The sequence below is a fragment of the Nocardioides iriomotensis genome (assembly GCF_004168035.1).
GTDB lineage: Bacteria > Actinomycetota > Actinomycetes > Propionibacteriales > Nocardioidaceae > Nocardioides_B > Nocardioides_B iriomotensis.
In genome coordinates, this window is record NZ_SDPU01000037.1 from 1 (window position 1) to 19,326 (window position 19,326).

23 protein-coding genes and 1 tRNA gene are annotated in these 19,326 nt (G+C 72.2%); 5 read left to right on the forward strand and 19 right to left on the reverse strand.

What is annotated here, in order from left to right; all coding sequences use genetic code 11:
* Positions 1–49: 49 nt before the first annotated feature.
* Both ETU37_RS22310 and ETU37_RS22315 read right to left on the reverse strand, forming a co-directional pair.
* Positions 50–1,543 carry a potassium/proton antiporter gene (locus ETU37_RS22310; protein WP_129989589.1) on the reverse strand — a complete coding sequence of 498 codons (1,494 nt, stop codon included), beginning with the start codon at positions 1,541–1,543 and terminating at the stop codon, positions 50–52.
* 316 nt (positions 1,544–1,859) lie between these two features.
* Positions 1,860–2,954: a serine hydrolase domain-containing protein gene (locus tag ETU37_RS22315; RefSeq protein ID WP_206054141.1), complete on the reverse strand. Its 1,095-nt coding sequence runs from the start codon at positions 2,952–2,954 to the stop codon at positions 1,860–1,862.
* Positions 2,955–2,989: 35 nt separating this feature from the next.
* Between ETU37_RS22315 and ETU37_RS22320 the strand changes: the two genes are divergently transcribed.
* Positions 2,990–4,177 carry a pyridoxal phosphate-dependent aminotransferase gene (locus ETU37_RS22320; RefSeq protein WP_129989593.1) on the forward strand — a complete coding sequence of 396 codons (1,188 nt, stop codon included), beginning with the start codon at positions 2,990–2,992 and terminating at the stop codon, positions 4,175–4,177.
* 93 nt (positions 4,178–4,270) lie between these two features.
* On the forward strand, positions 4,271–5,611 hold the full coding sequence (locus ETU37_RS22325) for a dicarboxylate/amino acid:cation symporter (RefSeq protein WP_129989595.1): 1,341 nt from the start codon (positions 4,271–4,273) through the stop codon (positions 5,609–5,611).
* On the opposite strand, the gene ETU37_RS22330 is transcribed toward ETU37_RS22325, so the two are convergent.
* The 7 genes from ETU37_RS22330 to ETU37_RS22360 all read right to left on the reverse strand — a co-directional run bounded on the left by ETU37_RS22330 (position 5,595) and on the right by ETU37_RS22360 (position 8,787).
* Complete coding sequence (locus ETU37_RS22330; protein WP_206054142.1) at positions 5,595–5,933, reverse strand: YidH family protein; 339 nt, start codon at positions 5,931–5,933, stop codon at positions 5,595–5,597. The two genes, ETU37_RS22325 and ETU37_RS22330, sit on opposite strands and share 17 nt — an antisense overlap.
* 10 nt (positions 5,934–5,943) lie before the next feature.
* On the reverse strand, positions 5,944–6,423 hold the full coding sequence (locus ETU37_RS22335; RefSeq protein ID WP_129989599.1) for a hypothetical protein: 480 nt from the start codon (positions 6,421–6,423) through the stop codon (positions 5,944–5,946).
* 145 nt (positions 6,424–6,568) lie between these two features.
* Positions 6,569–6,919: a GYD domain-containing protein gene (locus tag ETU37_RS22340; protein ID WP_129989601.1), complete on the reverse strand. Its 351-nt coding sequence runs from the start codon at positions 6,917–6,919 to the stop codon at positions 6,569–6,571.
* A 188-nt stretch (positions 6,920–7,107) separates the two neighbouring features.
* Positions 7,108–7,458: a YciI family protein gene (locus ETU37_RS22345; protein WP_129989603.1), complete on the reverse strand. Its 351-nt coding sequence runs from the start codon at positions 7,456–7,458 to the stop codon at positions 7,108–7,110.
* A 202-nt stretch (positions 7,459–7,660) separates the two neighbouring features.
* Positions 7,661–7,750, reverse strand: a tRNA-Ser gene (locus ETU37_RS22350).
* A gap of 64 nt (positions 7,751–7,814) precedes the next feature.
* Positions 7,815–8,252 (reverse strand): nucleoside deaminase, encoded by a 438-nt coding sequence (locus tag ETU37_RS22355; protein ID WP_129989730.1) that lies wholly within the window; start codon positions 8,250–8,252, stop codon positions 7,815–7,817.
* 37 nt (positions 8,253–8,289) lie between these two features.
* Positions 8,290–8,787: a tRNA adenosine deaminase-associated protein gene (locus ETU37_RS22360; protein ID WP_129989605.1), complete on the reverse strand. Its 498-nt coding sequence runs from the start codon at positions 8,785–8,787 to the stop codon at positions 8,290–8,292.
* A 110-nt stretch (positions 8,788–8,897) separates the two neighbouring features.
* On the opposite strand from ETU37_RS22360, the gene upp reads away from it, so the two are divergent.
* Positions 8,898–9,539, forward strand: coding sequence for a uracil phosphoribosyltransferase (gene upp / locus ETU37_RS22365; protein WP_129989607.1), 642 nt, complete (start codon positions 8,898–8,900; stop codon positions 9,537–9,539).
* Between the two features lie 67 nt (positions 9,540–9,606).
* Here upp and ETU37_RS22370 read toward each other — a convergent pair whose 3' ends face one another.
* The 4 genes from ETU37_RS22370 to ETU37_RS22385 form a co-directional block, all read right to left on the reverse strand.
* Positions 9,607–9,810, reverse strand: a complete 204-nt coding sequence (locus ETU37_RS22370; RefSeq protein WP_129989609.1) for a hypothetical protein — start codon at positions 9,808–9,810, stop codon at positions 9,607–9,609.
* 192 nt (positions 9,811–10,002) lie between these two features.
* Complete coding sequence (locus ETU37_RS22375) at positions 10,003–11,379, reverse strand: NAD(P)(+) transhydrogenase (Re/Si-specific) subunit beta (protein WP_129989611.1); 1,377 nt, start codon at positions 11,377–11,379, stop codon at positions 10,003–10,005.
* Positions 11,376–11,696: an NAD(P) transhydrogenase subunit alpha part 2 gene (locus tag ETU37_RS22380; protein ID WP_129989613.1), complete on the reverse strand. Its 321-nt coding sequence runs from the start codon at positions 11,694–11,696 to the stop codon at positions 11,376–11,378. Before ETU37_RS22380 ends, ETU37_RS22375 begins: the two co-directional genes overlap by 4 nt.
* A complete protein-coding gene (locus ETU37_RS22385) occupies positions 11,693–12,841 on the reverse strand; it encodes an NAD(P) transhydrogenase subunit alpha (RefSeq protein WP_129989615.1) in 1,149 nt (382 codons plus the stop codon). The genes ETU37_RS22380 and ETU37_RS22385 overlap by 4 nt, the downstream gene beginning before the upstream one ends.
* Before the next feature lie 137 nt (positions 12,842–12,978).
* Between ETU37_RS22385 and ETU37_RS22390 the strand changes: the two genes are divergently transcribed.
* Positions 12,979–13,959, forward strand: coding sequence for a magnesium transporter CorA family protein (locus ETU37_RS22390; RefSeq protein WP_129989617.1), 981 nt, complete (start codon positions 12,979–12,981; stop codon positions 13,957–13,959).
* A 1-nt stretch (position 13,960) separates the two neighbouring features.
* Here the strand turns inward: ETU37_RS22390 and ETU37_RS22395 are convergent, their stop codons facing one another.
* Genes ETU37_RS22395 through ETU37_RS22405 form a run of 3 tightly spaced genes read right to left on the reverse strand, consistent with a single transcriptional unit; the run spans position 13,961 to position 16,080 of the window.
* Positions 13,961–14,677, reverse strand: a complete 717-nt coding sequence (locus ETU37_RS22395; RefSeq protein WP_129989619.1) for a flavodoxin family protein — start codon at positions 14,675–14,677, stop codon at positions 13,961–13,963.
* A 48-nt stretch (positions 14,678–14,725) separates the two neighbouring features.
* Positions 14,726–15,334, reverse strand: a complete 609-nt coding sequence (locus ETU37_RS22400) for a class I SAM-dependent methyltransferase (RefSeq protein WP_129989621.1) — start codon at positions 15,332–15,334, stop codon at positions 14,726–14,728.
* Entirely contained in the window at positions 15,331–16,080 is a 750-nt protein-coding gene (locus ETU37_RS22405; RefSeq protein ID WP_129989623.1) for a DUF4386 domain-containing protein, read from the reverse strand. Before ETU37_RS22405 ends, ETU37_RS22400 begins: the two co-directional genes overlap by 4 nt.
* A gap of 91 nt (positions 16,081–16,171) precedes the next feature.
* Between ETU37_RS22405 and ETU37_RS22410 the strand changes: the two genes are divergently transcribed.
* Positions 16,172–16,882 (forward strand): TetR/AcrR family transcriptional regulator, encoded by a 711-nt coding sequence (locus ETU37_RS22410; protein ID WP_129989625.1) that lies wholly within the window; start codon positions 16,172–16,174, stop codon positions 16,880–16,882.
* Between the two features lie 21 nt (positions 16,883–16,903).
* Here the strand turns inward: ETU37_RS22410 and ETU37_RS22415 are convergent, their stop codons facing one another.
* From ETU37_RS22415 to ETU37_RS22425, 3 genes are read right to left on the reverse strand one after another with little or no spacing between them, the layout of a single operon-like run.
* The gene (locus ETU37_RS22415; RefSeq protein ID WP_129989627.1) at positions 16,904–17,719 is read right to left on the reverse strand and encodes a phosphotransferase family protein; all 816 of its coding nucleotides are present in this window, start codon (positions 17,717–17,719) and stop codon (positions 16,904–16,906) included.
* 10 nt (positions 17,720–17,729) lie between these two features.
* Complete coding sequence (locus ETU37_RS22420) at positions 17,730–18,650, reverse strand: 1,4-dihydroxy-2-naphthoyl-CoA synthase (protein ID WP_129989629.1); 921 nt, start codon at positions 18,648–18,650, stop codon at positions 17,730–17,732.
* Between the two features lie 37 nt (positions 18,651–18,687).
* Entirely contained in the window at positions 18,688–19,323 is a 636-nt protein-coding gene (locus tag ETU37_RS22425; RefSeq protein WP_165372650.1) for a hemerythrin domain-containing protein, read from the reverse strand.
* Positions 19,324–19,326 lie beyond the last annotated feature (3 nt).

A 19,326-nucleotide genomic window follows, 5' to 3' on the forward strand; every position in this document is an offset into this window, starting at 1 on the left:
GGGCGGCGCGCAGCAGGCCAACTGAATTGAGAGACGCGCCCTTGTAGCGCTACTCCTCGAGCCAGTGCGCGAGGCGGCCCCGCAACGAGACCGCGCGCAGCCGCTGCTCGGTCTCCTCGCGCACCTTGCGCGGCGTGACCACCAGCAGGTCGTCGTCGGCGCGCAGCACGGTGCGCTGGTCGGGCACCAGGGTCTGCCCGTCGCGCACCACGAGGGACACCGACGAGCCCGGCGGCAGCCGCAGCTCGCCGACCTCCACGCCCTGGAGCCGGGAGTGCCGGGTGATCGTGATCTGCAGCAGGTCGGCGGCCACCCGCTCGAGCGGCGCCGCCTCGACCTCGAGGTCGCGCAGCTCGCCCTGCCGCGAGACCCCGAGCCGCTTGGCGACCCACGGCAGGGTCGGTCCGGTGAGCAGGGTGTAGATGACCACCATCACGAAGACGATGTCGAACAGCTCCTCCGCCCGGGGCACGTTCGCGGCGAGCGGGATCGTGGTGAGGACGATGGGTACGGCGCCGCGCAGGCCGGCCCACGAGAGGAACAGCAGCTCGTTCCAGCGCATGCGCTCGGCCAGCGAGCACGCGAACACCGACAGCGGGCGTGCCACCAGCGTCAGCAGCAGGCCGAGCGTGATCGCCGTACCGACGTGGACCCAGCCGATCCGGTCCGGGGACAGCAGCAGGCCGAGCATGACGAACAGCCCGATCTGGGCCAGCCACGCGACGCCCTCGGAGAACGACCGGGTGACCTGCCGGTGCGGGAGCTCGCTGTTGCCGAGGACCAGCGCCGCGGTGTAGACGGCGGCGAACCCCGAGGCGTGCAGGGCGGCCGTGCCGGCGTATGCGAGCACGGTCAGGGCGAGCACGGCGATCGGGTAGAGGCCGGACGACGGCAGCGCGACGCGGCGCATCACCCAGGCCCCGCCGAACCCGACGGCCAGCCCGCCCACCACACCGAGGAAGAGCTCGTAGGCGACGATGCCGACGAAGCCGGCGACCCCGTAGTCGAGTGCGTGGCCCGAGCTGACCAGCACCACCAGCAGCACGGTCGGGGCGTCGTTGAGACCCGACTCCGCCTCGAGGGCACCGGTGAGCCGGCGCGGCAGGGGCACCCGCCGCAGCACCGAGAACACCGCCGCGGCGTCGGTCGGCGACGTGACCGCACCGAGCAGGATCGCGAGCTGCCAGTCCATCCCGAAGATCACGTGCGCCCCGACGGCGACGACGGTGACGCTGACCGCGACCCCGAGCGTCGCGAGCGCGACACCCATCCGCATCGCGGGCCTGATGTCGGGCCAGTGGGTGGTGAGACCACCCTCGGCGAGGATCAGCACCAGGGCGGCGAAGCCCAGCGCGTGCGCGACGTTGGCGTCGTCGAAGCGGATGCCGAGCCCGGACTCGCCGAGCACGACCCCCATCAGCAGGTAGATCAGCAGGCTGGGGAGTCCGGCGCGCACCGAGACGCGCACGGCCAGGATCGCGACCAGCATGACCACGGCGCCGACCAGGAGGACCGAGTCCAGCTGCTGGGCGTCGAAGGTCACGTATCACCTCGGCGTGGGGGGCGGCGGGGTCTCATCCTAGTGGTGAGGACGGCACGCCGACGCGCGTCGCAGTGGGACGTGGACGGTCCGGGGCGGTCGCCCCCGCCGGGGGATGGACGAGGACGACCGCGAACCGTGTGAGAGCGGGATATCGCACCCAGGGCGGCCGCGATATCGGGTCGCCACGAGGCCAGCCGACCCGTGGCGACCCGCTCTCTTGGGTCACCAGGCTTCCGCCCGACCCCGGTTGCGGGCCATAGCACGATCGGGCGATACGTCCCGCTAACAGGGTCTGGTCGCGCTTGGTCGAATCGCGTCAGACCGGCGCGAGACCGAGCACCCCGCGCGCGGCGTTCTCCAGGCGCGTCCCCGGGTCCTCGTCGTCCGGGCGCGCGCCGATCGTGCCGGTGACGAAGCCGACGGCGTAGCCGCCGGCCCGGCTCCACCAGCCGAAGCTGCCGCCGAGCCCGCCCATCCCCCAGCCGTCGGTCGGCTCGATACCGACACCGAGCCCCCACCGCGCCTCCGCACCGACGACCCGGTCGGCACCGACGGCCTGCTCCCGCGTCATCTCCGCCAGCAGCTCCTCGGACAGGATGCGACCGTCGGCCAGGGCGGCGTGCAGGCCGGCGACCGCTCGCGCGGTGCCGTGCCCGTTGACGGCGGGGACCTCCGCGCGCCGCCAGCGGTCGCCGTTGACGACGTCGGGGTCCAGCGCACCGGGCGGGTTCGACAGCGCGGGCACCATCAGGCCCTCGCGCTGCTCGAGGTACGCGCGCAGCGCGGCGTCGTACCCGGTCAGGTCGGCGACCCGCGGCAGGTCCGCCTCGAGAACGCCGACGTGGAAGTCGAGGCCGTGCGGGACGCAGACCTCCTCGCACAGGAAGGTGCCGAGCGTGCGGCCGTCGACGGCCCGGACGACCTGCCCGAGCAGGTGGCCGTAGAACAGCGCGGACTCCCCGATGGCGGTGCCGGGCTGCCAGGCCGGCTGCTGGCGCTCGAGGGCGTCGCACAGCAGGTCCCAGTCGTACAAGGCCTCCTCGGGCTGCGGCTCGTCGAGGAGCACGTGCCCGGAGGTGTGGCTGAGCACCTGCCGGACGGTGGCGCCGCCAGGGAGCCGGGGCCAGTACGTCGTCATCGGGGCGTCGAGGTCGACCAGCCCGCGGTCGACCAGGACCAGCACGGTCACCGCGGCGAAGGCCTTGGTGACGGAGTACGGCATCACCAGCGTGTCGGGCTGCCAGGGACGGGTGCGCGCGGCGTCGGCGTACCCACCGACGAGGTCGACGACCCAGCGCCCGTCGTGCCAGACGGCGAAGCCGCCACCGGTGCCGGCCGACGCCTCGACCCAGTCCGTGAACACCTCGCGCACCGGCTCGAACCCGTCGGCCACCGACCCCTGGACGCTCATGAGCCACATGCTTCCACGGCGGCTACCGTGACCCGATGCAGCAGCGCCTCGCCGTGGCACGCCGCGCCAACGTCCCGCCGTTCCACGTGATGGACCTGCTCGCGGCGGCCGGCGAGCGCCGGCGCACCCACGGCGACCTGCTCAACCTCGTGGCGGGCCAGCCCTCCACCCCGGCGCCGGTCGCGGTGCGCGAGGCGGCGAAGGCGGCGCTGGACGCCGACGTGCTCGGCTACACCGAGGCGATCGGCACGCCCGAGCTGCGTGCCGCCATCGCCGAGCACCACCGCCGGTTCCACGGCCTCGACGTCTCCGCCGACGAGGTGGTGGTGACGACCGGGTCGTCCGGAGGCTTCCTGCTGGCGTTCCTCGCCGCCTTCGAGCCCGGTGACCGCGTCGCCATCGCGCGGCCCGGCTACCCGTGCTACCGCAACGTGCTGACCGCGCTCGGCTGCGAGGTGGTCGAGCTCCCGGCCGGACCGGAGAGTCGGTTCCAGCCGACCGTGGCGATGCTGGAGGAGCTGGACCGCCCTGTGCAGGGTCTGGTCGTGGCCAGCCCGGCCAACCCGACCGGCACGATGCTGCGGCCCGAGGAGCTGGCCGGTCTCGCCCGCTGGTGCGAGGAGCACGGCGTGCAGCTGGTGAGCGACGAGATCTACCACGGCATCGAGTACGCCGGCACCGGCTCCGGCCCGGGCGCCCGGCACGCGAGCGCGTGGGCGACGTCGCGCGAGGCCGTGGTGTTCAGCTCGTTCTCGAAGTACTTCTCGATGACCGGGTGGCGGATCGGCTGGATGCTCGTCCCCGACCGGCTTCGGCGCCCGGTGGACGTGCTCACCGGCAACTTCACGATCTGTCCGCCCGCCCTCGCGCAGCGCGCCGCCGTCGCGGCGTTCACGCCGGCGTCGTACGCGGAGTGCGACGGTCACGTCGCCCGGTACGCCACCAACCGCGCGCTGCTGCTCGAGGGCCTGCCGCGGCTCGGCATCGACCGGCTCGCGCCCGCCGACGGCGCGTTCTACGTGTACGCCGACGTCGGTCACCTCACCGACGACTCGATGGCGTTCTGCCACCGCCTGCTGGCCGAGACCGGGGTCGCCACCGCGCCGGGGATCGACTTCGACACGGCCGTCGGCAACCGGTTCGTGCGGCTGTCGTTCGCGAGCTCGCCCGACGAGATCCGCGCCGCGCTGGATCGGCTGGAGGCCTGGCTGCCCCGGGCGTGAGCGGACTCACGCCCGCACCCGGGCATGAATCAAAGTGCACTTTTGTTATAGACATTTGCCTGACGCACCTCCCTCTCGGAAAGGCTTCTCGCCATGTCTGCGCTCCGCCGGATCCCCTTCTGGGTCCAGATCGTCGCCGGTCTCGTGCTCGGCGTCCTGCTCGGGCTCGTCGCCCGGGTCTACTCCGTCGAGTGGCTCGCCACCGGTCTCGAGACCATCGGCGGCGTCTTCGTCGGCCTGCTGAAGGCCGCCGTGCCGCCGCTCGTGTTCGTCGCGATCGTCGTGAGCATCGCGAACCTCCGCCAGGTCGCCAACGCCGCGCGCCTGGCCGTCCAGACGCTGCTCTGGTTCATGATCACCTCGCTGATCGCGGTCGCGATCGGCATCACCCTCGGCCTGCTCACGAACCCCGGCGCCTCCGCCGACGTCACCGCCTCGCAGGGCGCGGCCTACGAGGGCACGACCGGCTCGTGGCTCGACTTCCTCACCGGGCTCGTGCCGGTGAACTTCCTCGGCCTCTCCGCCAGTGCCGACGGCGCCTCGTTCAGCGTGCTGCAGATCGTGGTGATCGCGCTGGCCATCGGGGCCGCGACGCTCAAGGCCGGCGAGAAGGCCGAGCCGTTCCTGGCCTTCATGCGCTCCGCGCTCGCCGTGATCCAGCAGGTGCTCTGGTGGATCATCAGGCTCGCCCCGGTCGGCACCCTCGGCCTGATCGGCTCCGCCGTGGCGACCTACGGCTGGGACCTCGTGGCGCCGCTCGCGATCTTCACCGTCGACGTGTACGTCGGCTGCGCGATCGTGCTCTTCGTCGCCTACCCGGTGATCGCGAGGCTGCACGGGCTGTCGCCGGCGAAGTACTTCTCCGGCGCGTGGCCGGCCATCCAGCTCGCCTTCGTGTCGCGCTCGTCGGTCGGCACCATGCCGCTCACCCAGCGCGTGACGACGCGCAACCTCGGCGTGCCGCTCGACTACGCGTCGTTCGCCGTACCGTTCGGCGCGACCACCAAGATGGACGGCTGCGCGGCGATCTACCCCGCGCTCGCGGCGATCACCGTCGCCCAGGTGTTCGGCGTGCCGCTCGGCATCCAGGACTACCTGCTGATCGCGTTCGTGTCGGTGATCGGCTCCGCCGCGACCGCCGGCCTCACCGGCGCGACCGTCATGCTGACCCTGACCCTGTCCACGCTCGGCCTTCCGCTCGAGGGCGTCGCGCTGCTGCTCGCCATCGACCCGATCCTCGACATGATGCGCACCGCCACCAACGTGGCCGGCCAGGCGCTGGTGCCGACGATCGTGGCCAAGCGCGAGGGCATCCTCGACGTCGAGGCGTACCACGCTCCGCGCGGCCGGGACGTGCTCGGCGACGACGCGCTCGACACCACCGCCCACGACGAGGCGGCCGACGAACGGGAGCTGGTCAGCGCAGGGCGATGAGCAGCCCGACGAGCAGCGGGGCCACCACGACCACGATGGTCGTGGTGGCCCTGGCGTGCGGGGGCGACAGCTCGCGTCCGGCCCGGATGTCTTCCTCCGCCTGGCGGGTGCGCCGGTAGCCGGACGCCCCGACGTACGACCCGACGCCGATCAGCGCGAGGCCGAGCACGAGGCGCAGCGCGTCGTGCCCCTGGGTCAGGAACTGCAGGACGCCGAGACCGGCGACCTGGAGCGCGAGCCCGGTGCGGACGTAGGCGAGGTAGGTGCGCTCGTTGGCGAGAAGGAAGCGGTAGTCGGTCGGCGGCTGCTGCTGTCCCTCCACGCCGGAGAGGCTAGCCCTCGACGGGCTCGTCCGCCTCGTCATCGGCAGGAGCGGCCGCCTCGAACGCGGCAACAACGGCCCGGACGTCCGCCTTGCTGCTGGTGGCGGTCACCGTCACCGCCTGCGTCACGACGTCGGTCAGCCCGAGCTTCTCGGCCTTGCGCAGCACGTTGACGACGAGGACGTAGTTGACCGTGCGGAAGCCCTTCAGCTCCTTGCGCGTGGTGTACGTCGCGAGCAGCTCCTTGTCGTCCTCCGCGTTGGCCTGGAGCGCCGCGACCGTCTCGGCCGAGAGGCTCTTGGTGCGCTGGGTCTTGAGCGCGCGGTCCAGCGCACGCTCCGCCTTCGCGACCTGCTTGGCCAGCTGCTTCGTGCCGTGGTCGGCCGGCGGTGCGGCGTCCGCGGTCTTCACGCCGACGGTGACGACGGCGAGGGTGGCGAGCAGCGCGGCGACGACCACGCGGACCGGCAGGGGCAGGGCAAGGCGCATCGGGACTCCAAGGACGCTACGACGGGGCGTCTGGAGTATCGGGAGCGGGACCGTCCGGGTTGAGCCCCTCGCCGCCTGTTCTCGACGTGCCGCGAGGCCGGCGCCGCTGGCGGCGGCGTCAGCCTCGGTGGAACGTCCTCGGGCGCTACCGGCGCTCGGCGGGGCTGGACACCGGCGGGTGGTAGCTGCGGCCTACCTCTTCCGCACGCCGCATCGCCGCGATGCCCTGGTCGACGCTCAGCAGCGGCGTCGTCTTGATCGACTTCAGCGATCCGCCGGCCGTTGCTGCCAGCGAGAAGGCGGCGGCGTCCTCGGAGCTCGGGAAGTCCGCGAGCAGGACGAGGTCGTAGTCGCCGAAGGCGTAGAAGCAGCCGGTGATGCTGGCGCCGCAGCCGTCGATCAACGGCTGGATCCGCTCGAGCACGTTGCCGTGCTGGCGGACCTGGGTGCTCCAGGATTCGCTGGTGTAGGCGACCTGGAACAGGAACTGTGCCATGGGGGCCTCCTTCGGTCCTCGGGGGTTCGGTCGCGGGTGCGGGCACGACCCGGACCTCGCACTCTGCGCCGGTGGCCATGGCCCGGCAACGACCGGGCTAGACCCAGCGCACCGCTATGTCGCGATGGCGCAGAAGGTGGGCCCGGACGGGTCAGCACACCCTGGTCCGAGGGGGTCAGGACCCGCGCTCACTCCTCCAGCCGGCGGAGCTCGATGTGCTCGCCGCGCGCCGCGAAGCGCTCGCACGCCGCCCGGAGGTCGGGCTCGTCGTCGCTCTCGATGAGGTAGAAGCCGACGATCTGCTCCACCGACTCGGTGAAAGGTCCGTCGGTCACGATGGCGCCTCCGGTGCCGTCCGGGCGCATCGACGTGGCCTTCGCGGACGGCTCCAGCGGGCTCACGGCGATCAGCGTGTGCCCGCCGGCGGCGAGGTCCTCGTGGAACTGTCCGTGCGACCGCATGCCCTTCTCGTGCTCGGACGCGGGCAGCTCGGCCCACTCGGCCTCAGGGGCGGGAAGCAGCATCAGGTACTTGCTCATCGGCACATCCTCCTACGGGTGCGGACGGAGCCGCGTCCGCGACTCCACCCCGATGACGATCGAGCCGGTGGCGAATCGACAAGACGTCCGGGCCGGGTTCTCGCGAGGTGGCGTGACGACGCGCCAGGCCGTGACATGTGAAGCGCCGCCGCTGCGCCCCTCTCGGGGCCGCAGCGACGGCGCTTCGTCCCTTGGGACGGGCTGGCGGTGGCGGAGGGATTTGAACCCTCGGTGGACTTGCGCCCACAAACGCTTTCGAGGCGTTCTCCTTAGGCCGCTCGGACACGCCACCGCGGAGCAATGTACCGGAACGCCAGGCGCGGCCCGAAATCGGTGCCACCCTGCCGGACAGCGCCTCAAGGGGTCCGGTGGCCCTCGAAGAACTCCCGGAGCAGCGCCTCCGCCTCGTCGGCGAGCACGCCGCTGACGACCTCGGGTCGGTGGTTGAGCCGACGGTCGCGCACGACGTCCCAGAGCGAGCCGACGGCACCCGCCTTCGGGTCGAACGCCCCGAACACCACCCGCTCGACGCGGGCCAGCACGCTCGCGCCGGCGCACATCGTGCACGGCTCCAGGGTCACCACCAGCGTGCACCCCTCGAGGCGCCACTCGCCGCGCGCCGAGGCCGCCTGACGGAGCGCGACCACCTCGGCGTGCGCGGTGGGGTCGGCGTACGCCTCGCGCTCGTTGCGGCCGCGGCCCAGCACGGTGCCGTCGGCGTCGAGCACCACGGCGCCGATGGGTACGTCGGACGTGGCGAGTGCCGCGCGCGCCTCGTCGAGGGCCGCCCGCATCGGGACGGCCCACCGGTCGGCGGGGATCACCAGGCGCTCACGGGGTGGGGACCCCGAGCACCTGGTCGTAGAGCGAGCCGAACCCGAGGCGGCTGGCGATGTCGCCGAGCATCTCGTCGGGGTACAGGTCGACGTCGTCGAGCAGCGCCCCCATGTCCATCGCGCCCATGCCGAGGTCGGCGACGATCGAGAGGTCGCCGGCCGGCACCTGGTCGTCCTCGTCGTCGGGCTGCGGCAGCTCGAGCTCCTCGACGGCCTCCTTGGCGATCGGCCAGTCGGTGGCGGCGGTGATGTCGGAGAGCAGGATCTTGGTGCGCTCGCCGCGCACCCGCAGCATCAGGAAGAAGTCCTCGTCGACCGAGACGAAGCCCAGCGACCCACCGTCGCCGGGGTAGCGGCGCAGCTCGTGCGCGAACCCGTCGAGGTCGCCCGCGGTCTCGGGGGCCAGCTCCTGGAGCTGCCACACGCCTTCCTCGCGGTACGCCACCAGCGCGAAGTCCACGCCCTCGGCGTTCGCGTCGAACTCGTCGGACATCCCCGCCTCCTCGTCGCCTCGCGCGCACCGCGACCGGTCCGCGTACGTGTTCGATGGTGGCAGAGCGACCGGCCTCGCACCAGGGACGAATCCCCTACTAGATTCCACCCATGCGCATCCACGTCGCCGACCACCCGCTCATCGCCCACAAGCTCACCGCGCTGCGCGACGAGACGACGGACTCCCCGACGTTCCGCAGGCTGGCCGACGAGCTGGTCACCCTCCTCGCCTACGAGGCCACCCGCGACGTGCGCGTCGACGAGGTCACCGTCACCACCCCCGTCGCCGAGGCCAAGGGCACCAAGCTCGCCTCGCCCAAGCCGCTGGTCGTGCCGATCCTGCGCGCCGGGCTCGGCATGCTCGACGGGATGATGCGGCTGCTGCCGACGGCCGAGGTCGGCTTCCTCGGCATGGTGCGCAACGAGGACACGCTGGAGGCGTCGACGTACGCCGAGCGACTGCCCGACGACCTGAGCGGCCGGCAGTGCTACGTGCTCGACCCGATGCTCGCGACCGGCGGCACGCTGGCCGCGGCGATCCGGTTCCTGGTCGACCGCGGCGCCGACCACATCACCGCGATCTGCCTGCTCTCGGCGCCCGAGGGCTGCGACCGGCTGGAGAAGGAGCTGGACGGCCTCGACATCCCGGTCACCGTCGTGACCGCCGCGATGGACGAGAAGCTCAACGAGAAGGGCTACATCGTGCCGGGTCTCGGCGACGCCGGCGACCGCCTGTACGGCGTCGTCGGCTGACGCCGCACCCCGATTCGTCCGCGACGACCACGCCTGGGACGGACGCAATTCTGCGGACGAATCGGGGTCAGAAGTCGAAGATCGGGACGGTGCCGGTCGCGACCAGCACCAGCATGACGACGACGAGGATGCCGAGGACGGCGTAGTCCCAGCTCTTCGAGCGGGTGTCGTCGGCCGACTCGGGCCTCTCGTAGCGGTGGCCGTCGGGTCGGGCCATCGGCTCGTCGACGGTCTCGTCGACGGTGTCGTCATCGCGGTCGTGTGCAGCCATGATCAGGACCTCCAGCGGCTGTCCGTGCTCGGGTCCCCTCCCGGCTGCGAGCGTACCCAGATCCCGCCGTTCCATGTAACTCGCTGTTACATGAGCGTGGTCACACGTCTCAGCCGCGGAACAGCGGGTAGAGGTTGGCGCTCACCTCGACACGGCTCCAGACCTTGACCCGCCCCGCGTCCTCGTCGGGGATCACAGCGACTTCACGGCGCTGAGCAGCTTGCCGAGCGAGTCCTTGGCGTCGCCGAAGAGCAGCGTGGTGCGCGGGTCGAAGAGCAGCTCGTTCTCGATCCCGGCGAAGCCGGGGCGCATCGAGCGCTTCATGAAGATGACCTGCTGCGCCTCGTCGGCGTTGAGGATCGGCATGCCGTAGATCGGGGCGCCGGGCGTGGTCTTGGCGGCCGGGTTCACGACGTCGTTCGCGCCGACGACGAGGACGACGTCGGTCTGCTTGAACTCGCCGTTGATGTCGTCCATCTCCTTGAGCTGCTCGTAGGGCACCTGGGCCTCGGCGAGCAGCACGTTCATGTGACCGGGCATCCGGCCGGCGACCGGGTGGATCGCGTAGTCGACGTGGATGCCGCGCTCGCCGAGCACGTCGACGAGCTCGCGCAGCGTGTGCTGCGCCTGGGCGACGGCGAGGCCGTAGCCGGGGACGATGATCACCTTGGACGCGTAGCCGAGCAGGATCGCGACGTCCTCCGCCCCGGCGGACTTCACCGGCCGGTCCGAGATCTCGCCGGCACCCAGCGTCGAACCACCCTTCAGCGCCCCGAACAGGATGTTGGCGACCGAGCGGCCCATCGCCGCGGCCATCAGCTTGGTGAGGAACGTTCCGGACGCGCCGACGAGCGTGCCCGCGACGAGCAGCAGCGTGTTGCCGAGGACGTAACCGCCGGCCGCGACGGTCAGGCCCGTGAAGGCGTTGAGCAGCGAGATGACGATCGGTACGTCGGCGCCGCCGACGGGCAGCACCAGCAGCACGCCGATCAGCAGGCCGAGCAACGTGAGGATCACGCCGACGCCGACGGCGGGCGCGGTCACGGTGACCACCGACAGCGCGACCGCGGCGAGCAGCGCGCCGCCGAACACGACCGGGAGACCCGGGAAGATCACCGGCCGCGACGTCATCAGCTCCTGCAGCTTGAGGAACGTGATCACCGAGCCGGAGAACGAGATCGAGCCGACCACGATCGTGAACGCCGTCGCCGCGAGCTCGAACCAGCCCGCGTCGTCGCCGAGGTGCTGCAGCTCGAGCAGCGCGACGAGGGCGGCCGCGCCGCCGCCGACGCCGTTGAACAGCGCGACCATCTGCGGCATCTGGGTCATCTGCACGCGCCGGGCACCGACGAGACCGCCGGCGGTGCCGATCGCGATCGCGCCGAGGATCAGCGCCACGTGGTCGAGGTCGAGGTAGAAGAACGGGACCGTGCAGCCGACGACGGCCGCGGCGGCACCGATCAGGTTGCCCGACCGCGCGGTGCGCGGGCCGGAGAGCCCCTTCAGGGCGAGGATGAAGCAGACGGCGCAGAGCAGGTAGACCAGCTGCACCCAGACCGGTGTCGTCACTGGCCGGCCCCCTCACCCGACGCGGCCGCCACGGGCTTCTTCTTGCGGGTGAACATCTGCAGCATCCGGTCGGTCACCACGAAGCCGCCGACCATGTTGACCGTCGCGAGCACCACGGCGACCAGCCCGACGACGAGCGGCAGGGTCGAGTCCGCCGCGCCCGTCACGATGATCGCGCCGAGCAGGATGATGCCGTGGATGGCGTTCGCTCCGGACATCAGCGGCGTGTGCAGCGTCGAGGAGACCTTGGAGATCACCTCGATGCCCACGAACACGCTGAGCACGAAGACGGTCAGCCAGACGATCGGCTCGCTCATGCGGGGGTCCCTTCCAGGGCCTGGCGGGTGGGTTCGTGGCGGACCTCGCCGCCGTGCGTGACGCACGAGCCGGCGACGATCTCGTCGTCGAAGTCGGGGGCGAACGCCGCTTCGTCGTCGCCGTCACCGCCGGCGCGGGTCATCAGGGTGACCAGGTTGACGACGTTCTGCGCGTACAGGCGGGACGCCGGGCCGGGCATCTGCGCGGGCACGTTGAGACCGCCCCACACCTGCGCGTGACCGACACGGACGATCTCGCCGGCCACGGAGCCCTCGACGTTGCCGCCGCTCTCGGCCGCGAGGTCGACCACGACCGAGCCGGGACCCATCTGCTCGACCATGGCGGCGGTGACGAGCATCGGCGCCTGCCGCCCGGGTACGGCGGCCGTGGTGATGAGGGCATCGGCGGCGGCGATGTACGGCGTGAGCAGCTCGCGCTGGCGGGCGGCGCGCTCCTCGGTCATCTCTCGCGCGTAGCCGCCCGCGCCCTCGAGCGTCTCGAGCTCGAGGTCGATCGACACCGCGCCCATCGACCGGATCTCCTCGGCCGCGGCGGCGCGCACGTCGTACGCCTTGACGACCGCGCCGAGCCGCTTGGCGGTCGCGATCGCCTGCAGGCCCGCGACACCGGCGCCGAGCACCACGACCTGGGCGGGCGGCACGGTGCCGGCGGCGGTCATGTTGAGCGGGAAGAACGAGCGGAGCATCCCGGCCGCGACGATCGCGCAGCGGTAGCCGGCCACGAGTGCCTGCGACGACAGCGCGTCCATCGACTGCGCCCGCGAGATGCGCGGCACCAGCTCCATCGCGAACGACGTGATCCCGCAGTCGCGGAGGTCGGCCACCAGGTCGAGGTTCTGGCCCGTCGGCAGGAACGACACCGTGGCGGTGCCGGCCGGTAGCGAGCGGACCGTACCGACGTCGAGCGGCCCGACCGACACGACGAGGGCGGCGTCGGCGAGGGCGTCCTCGGACACCTCCGCGCCGGCGGCCACGTACTCCTCGTCGTCGTGCAACGCTCCGGCTCCCGCCCCGGGCTGGACGGCGACGCGCCAGCCGAGCGTGGTCAGCTTGCTCACCAGCTCCGGCACCAACGCGACACGGGCCTCGCCCTCACGGGTCTCCCTGGCGACTGCGATCTTCACCCTGGGCAACCTAGGGCACCCGCCACGACGCGGCCACGAACTATGAGCCGTGTCTCACCCCTTCGACCCAGGGCCCGGCCGCACCTGCCCACCCGGAGAGCCTGGACGGCCGACGGTCGTCGGGCCACGCTGTGCACATGCGGGTCCGGTTCATCGACGCCGACGGGGCGCACGACCGGCCGAGCGACGACGTGGTCGTCCTGCTCGGCCGCGACGACGGCTTCCTCTGGGTCGACGTGCCGCACTGGGACGACGAGACCGAAGGCTTCCTGCACGGGCTCGGCTGCCACCCCAAGGTGATCGAGGCCTGCACGGTGCGCAACCACGTGCCGACGGTGCACAGCTACCCCGACCACTGGTTCCTCACGATGCACACGCCGCTGCTCGGCGAGGCCGGCCACGTGCACCTGCTGGAGCTCGACCTGATCGTCGGCGAGCACTACCTCGTGACCGTGCACGGACCGCTCAACCCGATCGTCGACCCGGCCCACGCCCTCGTCGAGACCGACGGCGTGCTGCACCGCATCGAGGAGGGCCGGTTCCGGCCGACGAGCCCCGCCGACGTGGCGTACGCCGTGGCGTCCGGGGTCGCGCGCAGCCAGCGCGACCTCGTCCGCGACGTCGCGGAACGGCTGCCCGGCCTCGAGCAGCAGGTGATGCAGTCGCAGCTGACCGAGCCGGAAGCGCTGCTGGAGAAGATGTTCCTGATCCGGCACGAGCTGATCACCGCGCGCACGATGGCCGCCCAGACCCACGACGTGTGTGCCCGGATCGGCGCACTCGACCGGTGGGTGCCCGAGGCCAGCCGCGCGCTGGCCCGCGACCTGGCCGACCAGTTCGACCGGGTGCGGTCGGTGGCCGACGGCGAGTCGCACTTCCTGTTCGGCGTGATCGAGCTCTACCAGACCAAGGTCAACACCAAGATGACGGTGGCCATGGAGCGGCTGGCCGTGATCGCCGCGGTGACCCTGCCCGTCACCGCGATCGCGTCCGTCTACGGCATGAACGTGATCGTCAACGAGCACACGCACGTGACCCAGCTGCTCCTGGTGCTGGTCACGATGGTCACCATCTCGGGCCTGCTGCTGATCTGGGCGAAGCGTCAGGGGTGGTGGTAGGTCACCGGTACTCCGGGTTCACGAAGTCGAACCGTGCACCCGCGTCCCACTCCGCGCGCTGGTTGCCGTACGCCGGTATGCCGCCCGCGTTCTTCAGCATCCGGGCCAGGTGCATCAGGTTCCAGGTCATGAACGTGGTGTTGCGGTTGGTGAACTCGTTCTCGGGTCCCCCGCTGCCGGGGTCGAGGTACGACGGACCCGGGCCGGCCTCGCCGATCCAGCCGGCGTCGGCCTGGGGCGGGATCGTGTAGCCGACGTGCTGGAGCGAGTACAGGACGTCCATCGCGCAGTGCTTGATGCCGTCCTCGTTGCCGGTGATGAGACAGCCCCCGACCCGTCCGTAGTAAGCCCACTGGCCGGCGTCGTTGAGGTCGCCCGACGCGCCGTACAGCCGCTCGATGACGCGCTTGGTGACGCTCGAGTTGTCGCCGAGCCAGATCGGGCCCGCGATCACCAGGATGTTGCTGGCCATGACCTTCTCGTGGATCGCCGGCCACTCGTCGCTGGCCCAGCCGTGCTCGGTCATGTCGGTGTAGACGCCGGTGGCGATGTCGTGGTCCACGACGCGCAGGACCTCGACGTCGACGCCGTGCTTGCGCATGATCGCGGTGCTGATGTCCACGAGGCCCTGCGTGTGGCTGAGCTCGGGTGAGCGCTTGAGCGTGCAGTTGAGGTAGAGCGCCCGCAGGTCGCTGAAGTCCAGGTCGACGTCCGTCATGGCGCGACGATGCGCCGCCACGGCGACCTCCCACAAGACCCGGACGGGTCAGGCTCGATAGACCACCACGACGTAGCCCTGGGCTACGTCGAACGGCGCGGCCTGCCAGGTCGAGAACCGGTCGACCGGGGTGAGCCCGGCGTCCTCGGCGGCCGCGTCGTAGTCGGCCAGGGGCGTCACCGGGCATCCGGGCGGCAGGTGCGCGTCGTCCAGCCCGAACCCGGCGACGAGCAGCCCGCCCGGACGCAGCAGCCGGGCGAGGCCGGGGAGCACCGCGGGCAGGGTGTCCTCGGCGAGCAGCGGCACGACGTTGCCCGCCAGCACCACGGCGTCGTACGGCGCGTCGGCGGCGACGGGCTCCGGCAGGTGCGCGAGGTCGCCCTCGTGCCAGGCGAGCAAGGGCGCCTCCCGGCGCGCGACGGCGAGCATGGAGGCGTCGACGTCGACACCGACGACGGTGTGACCCAGCTCTGCCAGCCGGATCCCGACGCGGCCGGTGCCGCAGCCGGCGTCGAGGATCCGCGAGCCGGGCTCGACGAGCCCGTCGACGAACGCCGCCTCGCCGTGGACGTCCTCACCGCGGGCGGCGAGGGCGGCGAAGCGGGCGGCGTACTGCTCGCCGCCCACCTTTCCGCTGAGCCGGCTCCAGCGCGTCACGCCCCGATGGTGTCACGGCGTCGCCACACCGCGACGCCGAGCGCCGCGACCCACAGCCCCCACGTCGTGCTGCCGAGCAGCCCGGCCAGGTCCCACACGGGGAAGTCCGGGAGCGCGGTCGCCATCACGTCGCCCTGGTTGAGCAGGTACAGCAGGCTCGTCACCAGACCGGTCCAGCCGACCCAGCGCGGCAGCACGCCGCTGCGCAGCACGACCACCGCGACCGTCACCGACCAGGCGATCGCGAGGATCTCGCCGAGGTGCTCGCCGAGCAGCGCACCGCCGAACTGGTGCTGCGCGGTCCAGGCGGCGTCGACCGCGGCCTTCGTGGTCGCGTCGCCCTCGACGTACGACGCCGCGAGCGGGGGCACCACGAACACCCAGCGCAGGAAGCCGGCCACCGACAGCACCACCGAGGCGAAGCCGATCGTCGTGGCGGTCCGGAGCGCGACGTCGCCGCGCCGGCCGAGCGCCGCGGGGAGCAGCAGGATCGGCACGGCGATGATGGCGTAGGTCCACGCGACGGCGAACCACGTCCACACCAGCGTGCTGCCGCCGTCGACGAACGCCGGCAGCACCACCGAGGCCGGCTCGCGCAGGATGTCGGGCCACTCGAAGGTCGAGGACAGCACGGTGGCGGCCCCGCCGAAGGCGAGCGCGCCGACGACGAAGAGGCCCCCGGTGACGCGGCGCAGGCCGCGGTCGGAGGTCTGGTCGACGGTGCGGACGGTGGTGGTCGTGGTCATGGCCCCTCCCCAGTTTTTGTACGGCGTACAGTTTGTCGATACCAGAATGCTGTACGGTGTCCAATAACTTGTCAAGGGAGGACTGGACCGGATGCCGCAGGAGAGCACCGCCCGGCCGAAGCGGGGCCGGCGCGGACCCCAGCGGGCGCTGTCGGAGGAGCAGATCGTCGACGCCGCGCTGGCGCTCCTCGAGGAGGGCGGGACCGCGGCGATGTCGGTGCGCGGGATCGCCGGCCGGGTGGGCGTCGCGCCCAACGCGGTCTACACGTACTTCCCCGACAAGGCCGCGGTCGAGAAGGGCGTGGTCGAGCGGCTGCTCGGCGAGGTCCGCGCCGCCGCTCCGCCCCGCGCGGGCGAGTCGTGGCGCGGCGGCGTCGAGGTGCTGGCGGTCGCGCTGCACGACGTGCTCGCCCGGCACCCGGGCGCGGTGCCGCTGACCATCGGCGGCCCGATCGACGGCCCGCACGCGCTGGCGCTGGGCGAGCGGCTGCTCGAGCTCCTCGACGCGGCCGGGCTGTCGCCGCAGGACGCCGCCCGGTCGTCGTACCTGCTCATCACCTACGCCTTCGGCTCGATGGCGCTCGACGTCGCCGACCCGAGCGCCGGCGGCCCGGGGCCGCTCCCACCGGAGCGCGAGCGGGTCGCCGCGCGGCGCGAGGCCTTCGCGCAGACGCCGGCCGACGTCTACCCCCGGTCGGCGGCGGTGACCGACGTGATGGCGGCGTACGTTTCGCGCGAGCAGTACCTGTTCGGCCTGCACCGCATCCTCGACGGGATCGCCGCTACCGCGCCATCGCGGTAGCCGAGCGCGACCGCCGGTCGCTCACGCGCCCTCCAGGAGCCCGCGGGTCCACGCCGCCTGGTCCTCCAGCGTGCCGGGCGGGTTGCGGTGGTGGGCGCGACCGCCGGGCAGCAGCATGAACAGCCAGAACACCCCGAACATCCGCCGGAAGCCGGCCACGCGCTCCGCGCGCTCGCCGGTCCAGCCCAGCCGGCGCACGACGTCGTCGGGGTCGAGCAGACCCGGCAGCCGGACGGAGATGTGCTCCAGCAGGTCGGCGACCTCGTAGGCCGGGTCACTGACGCCGGCGTCCTCGAAGTCGACCCAGCGGCAGGTCGCGCCGTCCCACAGCGCGTTGGCCAGGTTGCCGTCGGCCAACCCGAAGCTGCGCTCGGCCAAGGGGCCGCCCAGCCGCGCCGCCTCGTCGGACTCCACCCACGTGCGCGCGAGATCGACGGTCTCGGCCACCGGTCCGGCGTACGTCGCCGGGTCGCCGAGGTCCCAGGTGCCGAACCAGCCCCGCAGCTCGGCGGGCCCGGCCAGCCGCTCGGGCTGCCCGGCGAGCGCCGCCTCGGGAACGGCGGCGTGCAGCCGGTCGAGCGCGGCGGCCAGCCCGTCGGCCTCGCCCTCCGACAACGGCCCGTCACCGAGGGCGTGGCCCGGAAGCCGGGTCATCACCACCTCGGGGACCCCGTCGACCTCGCGCCGCGCCAGCGGCTCGGGCGCGAGACCGGGCGCGTGCTCGTGCAGCAGCACCAGGCCGGCCCACTCGCGGTCCGGCTCGCCCCGGTCCCAGGACCGGTAGCGCTTGACGACCTCGCGGTCGCCGATCGTCAGGTCGTGCGTCGTCGCCCCCACCTGCGGCCGCTCAGTAGTACCAGGGGAAGGCGGACCAGTCGGGCTCGCGCTTCTCGAGGAAGGAGTCGCGGCCCTCGACGGCCTCGTCGGTCATGTACGCGAGTCGGGTGGTCTCACCCGCGAACAGCTGCTGGCCGACCAGCCCGTCGTCGATGAGGTTGAAGGAGTACTTCAGCATCCGCTGCGCGGTCGGCGACTTGCCGTTGATCTTCCGCCCCCACTCGAGCGCCTCGCGCTCGAGGTCCGCGTGGTCGACGACCTTGTTGACCATGCCCATGCGGTGGGCGTCCTCGGCGGTGTAGTCGTCGCCCAGGAAGAAGATCTCGCGGGCGAACTTCTGGCCGACCTGGCGGGCGAGGTACGCCGACCCGAAGCCGCCGTCGAACGACCCGACGTCGGCGTCGGTCTGCTTGAACCGCGCGTGCTCGCGCGAGGCGAGCGTCAGGTCGGACACCACGTGCAGCGAGTGGCCGCCCCCGGCCGCCCAGCCCGGCACCACGCAGATCACGACCTTGGGCATGAACCGGATCAGGCGCTGGCACTCCAGGATGTGCAGCCGGCCGAGCTTCGCCTTGTCGACCGACTCCGCGGTCTCGCCGTCGGCGTACTGGTACCCCGCTCGCCCGCGGATCCGCTGGTCGCCGCCGGAGCAGAACGCCCAACCGCCGTCCTTCGGCGACGGCCCGTTGCCGGTGAGGAGCACGCAGCCCACGTCACTGGAGGTGCGGGCGTGCTCGAGCACCCGGAGCAGCTCGTCGACGGTGTGCGGGCGGAACGCGTTGCGCACCTCGGGCCGGTCGAACGCGATCCGCACCGTGCCGTGGTCGACGGCGCGGTGGTAGGTCAGGTCGGTGAGGTCGTCGAAGCCGGGGACCGCGCGCCACGCGGTCGGGTCGAAGATCTCGGACACCTGCTCGGGCTGCTCGGGCATGCGCGCAGGCTATCCGGGGCGCCGCGACGTCCCGGCGTCAGACCTTCCAGGCCGGGGCCACCTCGCGGTAGTAACGGCGGCCGAACACCTTGCTCAGCACGAGGACGACCGGCCCCGGCACGTAGGACTTGAGCGACGACTCCACGTGCGGCTCCATCCCGTCGGTGAGCCAGGCGAAGAAGACGCCGGACTGCGTGACCGGCCCCTTGCGCAGGTCCTTCTCGGCCTGCTTGAAGGTCGGGTCCTCGAGGTACGGCTCCATCAGCGGCTCGAGCTCGGCCTCCTCGTGCGCGAGGTGCCGCTCGACCACCTGTGTGGTCGAGCGGACGCTCGCCAGCGCGGAGCCGGCATCGGCGGCGGAGGCACTCGCGGCGTAGCGGCGCATCACCGTCGCGGTCTCGTCGAGCGCCTCGGCCATCTTGTGGTGCTCGCTGTCCATCTCGGCGACCAGCGTGGGGTCGAGGCCGAGCCGCTCCAGCGTCGGGAAGATGTAGGTGTCCTCCTGCCGGTGGTGGTGCGAGAGCTGCTCGTGCAGCGCGGCGTACGCCCGTTGGAGCTGCTGCGCCCGCGCGGTGTCGCCGTCGGCCACCGCGCCGAGGGCGGCGTCGAGCCGGGTCAGGTCCCGGCGCACGGCGGCATGGATCACTCGGTTCATCGTCAGCTGCTCGGCCATGAA

Coding starts and splice junctions, on each gene's coding strand:
- ETU37_RS22315 (WP_206054141.1), bottom strand. CDS start 2,954: ATGAGCGTCCAGGGGTCGGTGGCCGACGGGTTCGAGCCGGTGCGCGAG.
- ETU37_RS22320 (WP_129989593.1), top strand. CDS start 2,990: ATGCAGCAGCGCCTCGCCGTGGCACGCCGCGCCAACGTCCCGCCGTTC.
- ETU37_RS22325 (WP_129989595.1), top strand. CDS start 4,271: ATGTCTGCGCTCCGCCGGATCCCCTTCTGGGTCCAGATCGTCGCCGGT.
- ETU37_RS22335 (WP_129989599.1), bottom strand. CDS start 6,423: ATGCGCCTTGCCCTGCCCCTGCCGGTCCGCGTGGTCGTCGCCGCGCTG.
- ETU37_RS22340 (WP_129989601.1), bottom strand. CDS start 6,919: ATGGCACAGTTCCTGTTCCAGGTCGCCTACACCAGCGAATCCTGGAGC.
- ETU37_RS22345 (WP_129989603.1), bottom strand. CDS start 7,458: ATGAGCAAGTACCTGATGCTGCTTCCCGCCCCTGAGGCCGAGTGGGCC.
- ETU37_RS22355 (WP_129989730.1), bottom strand. CDS start 8,252: ATGCGGGCGGCCCTCGACGAGGCGCGCGCGGCACTCGCCACGTCCGAC.
- ETU37_RS22360 (WP_129989605.1), bottom strand. CDS start 8,787: ATGTCCGACGAGTTCGACGCGAACGCCGAGGGCGTGGACTTCGCGCTG.
- upp (WP_129989607.1), top strand. CDS start 8,898: ATGCGCATCCACGTCGCCGACCACCCGCTCATCGCCCACAAGCTCACC.
- ETU37_RS22370 (WP_129989609.1), bottom strand. CDS start 9,810: ATGGCTGCACACGACCGCGATGACGACACCGTCGACGAGACCGTCGAC.
- ETU37_RS22380 (WP_129989613.1), bottom strand. CDS start 11,696: ATGAGCGAGCCGATCGTCTGGCTGACCGTCTTCGTGCTCAGCGTGTTC.
- ETU37_RS22390 (WP_129989617.1), top strand. CDS start 12,979: ATGCGGGTCCGGTTCATCGACGCCGACGGGGCGCACGACCGGCCGAGC.
- ETU37_RS22395 (WP_129989619.1), bottom strand. CDS start 14,677: ATGACGGACGTCGACCTGGACTTCAGCGACCTGCGGGCGCTCTACCTC.
- ETU37_RS22405 (WP_129989623.1), bottom strand. CDS start 16,080: ATGACCACGACCACCACCGTCCGCACCGTCGACCAGACCTCCGACCGC.
- ETU37_RS22410 (WP_129989625.1), top strand. CDS start 16,172: ATGCCGCAGGAGAGCACCGCCCGGCCGAAGCGGGGCCGGCGCGGACCC.
- ETU37_RS22420 (WP_129989629.1), bottom strand. CDS start 18,650: ATGCCCGAGCAGCCCGAGCAGGTGTCCGAGATCTTCGACCCGACCGCG.
- ETU37_RS22425 (WP_165372650.1), bottom strand. CDS start 19,323: ATGGCCGAGCAGCTGACGATGAACCGAGTGATCCATGCCGCCGTGCGC.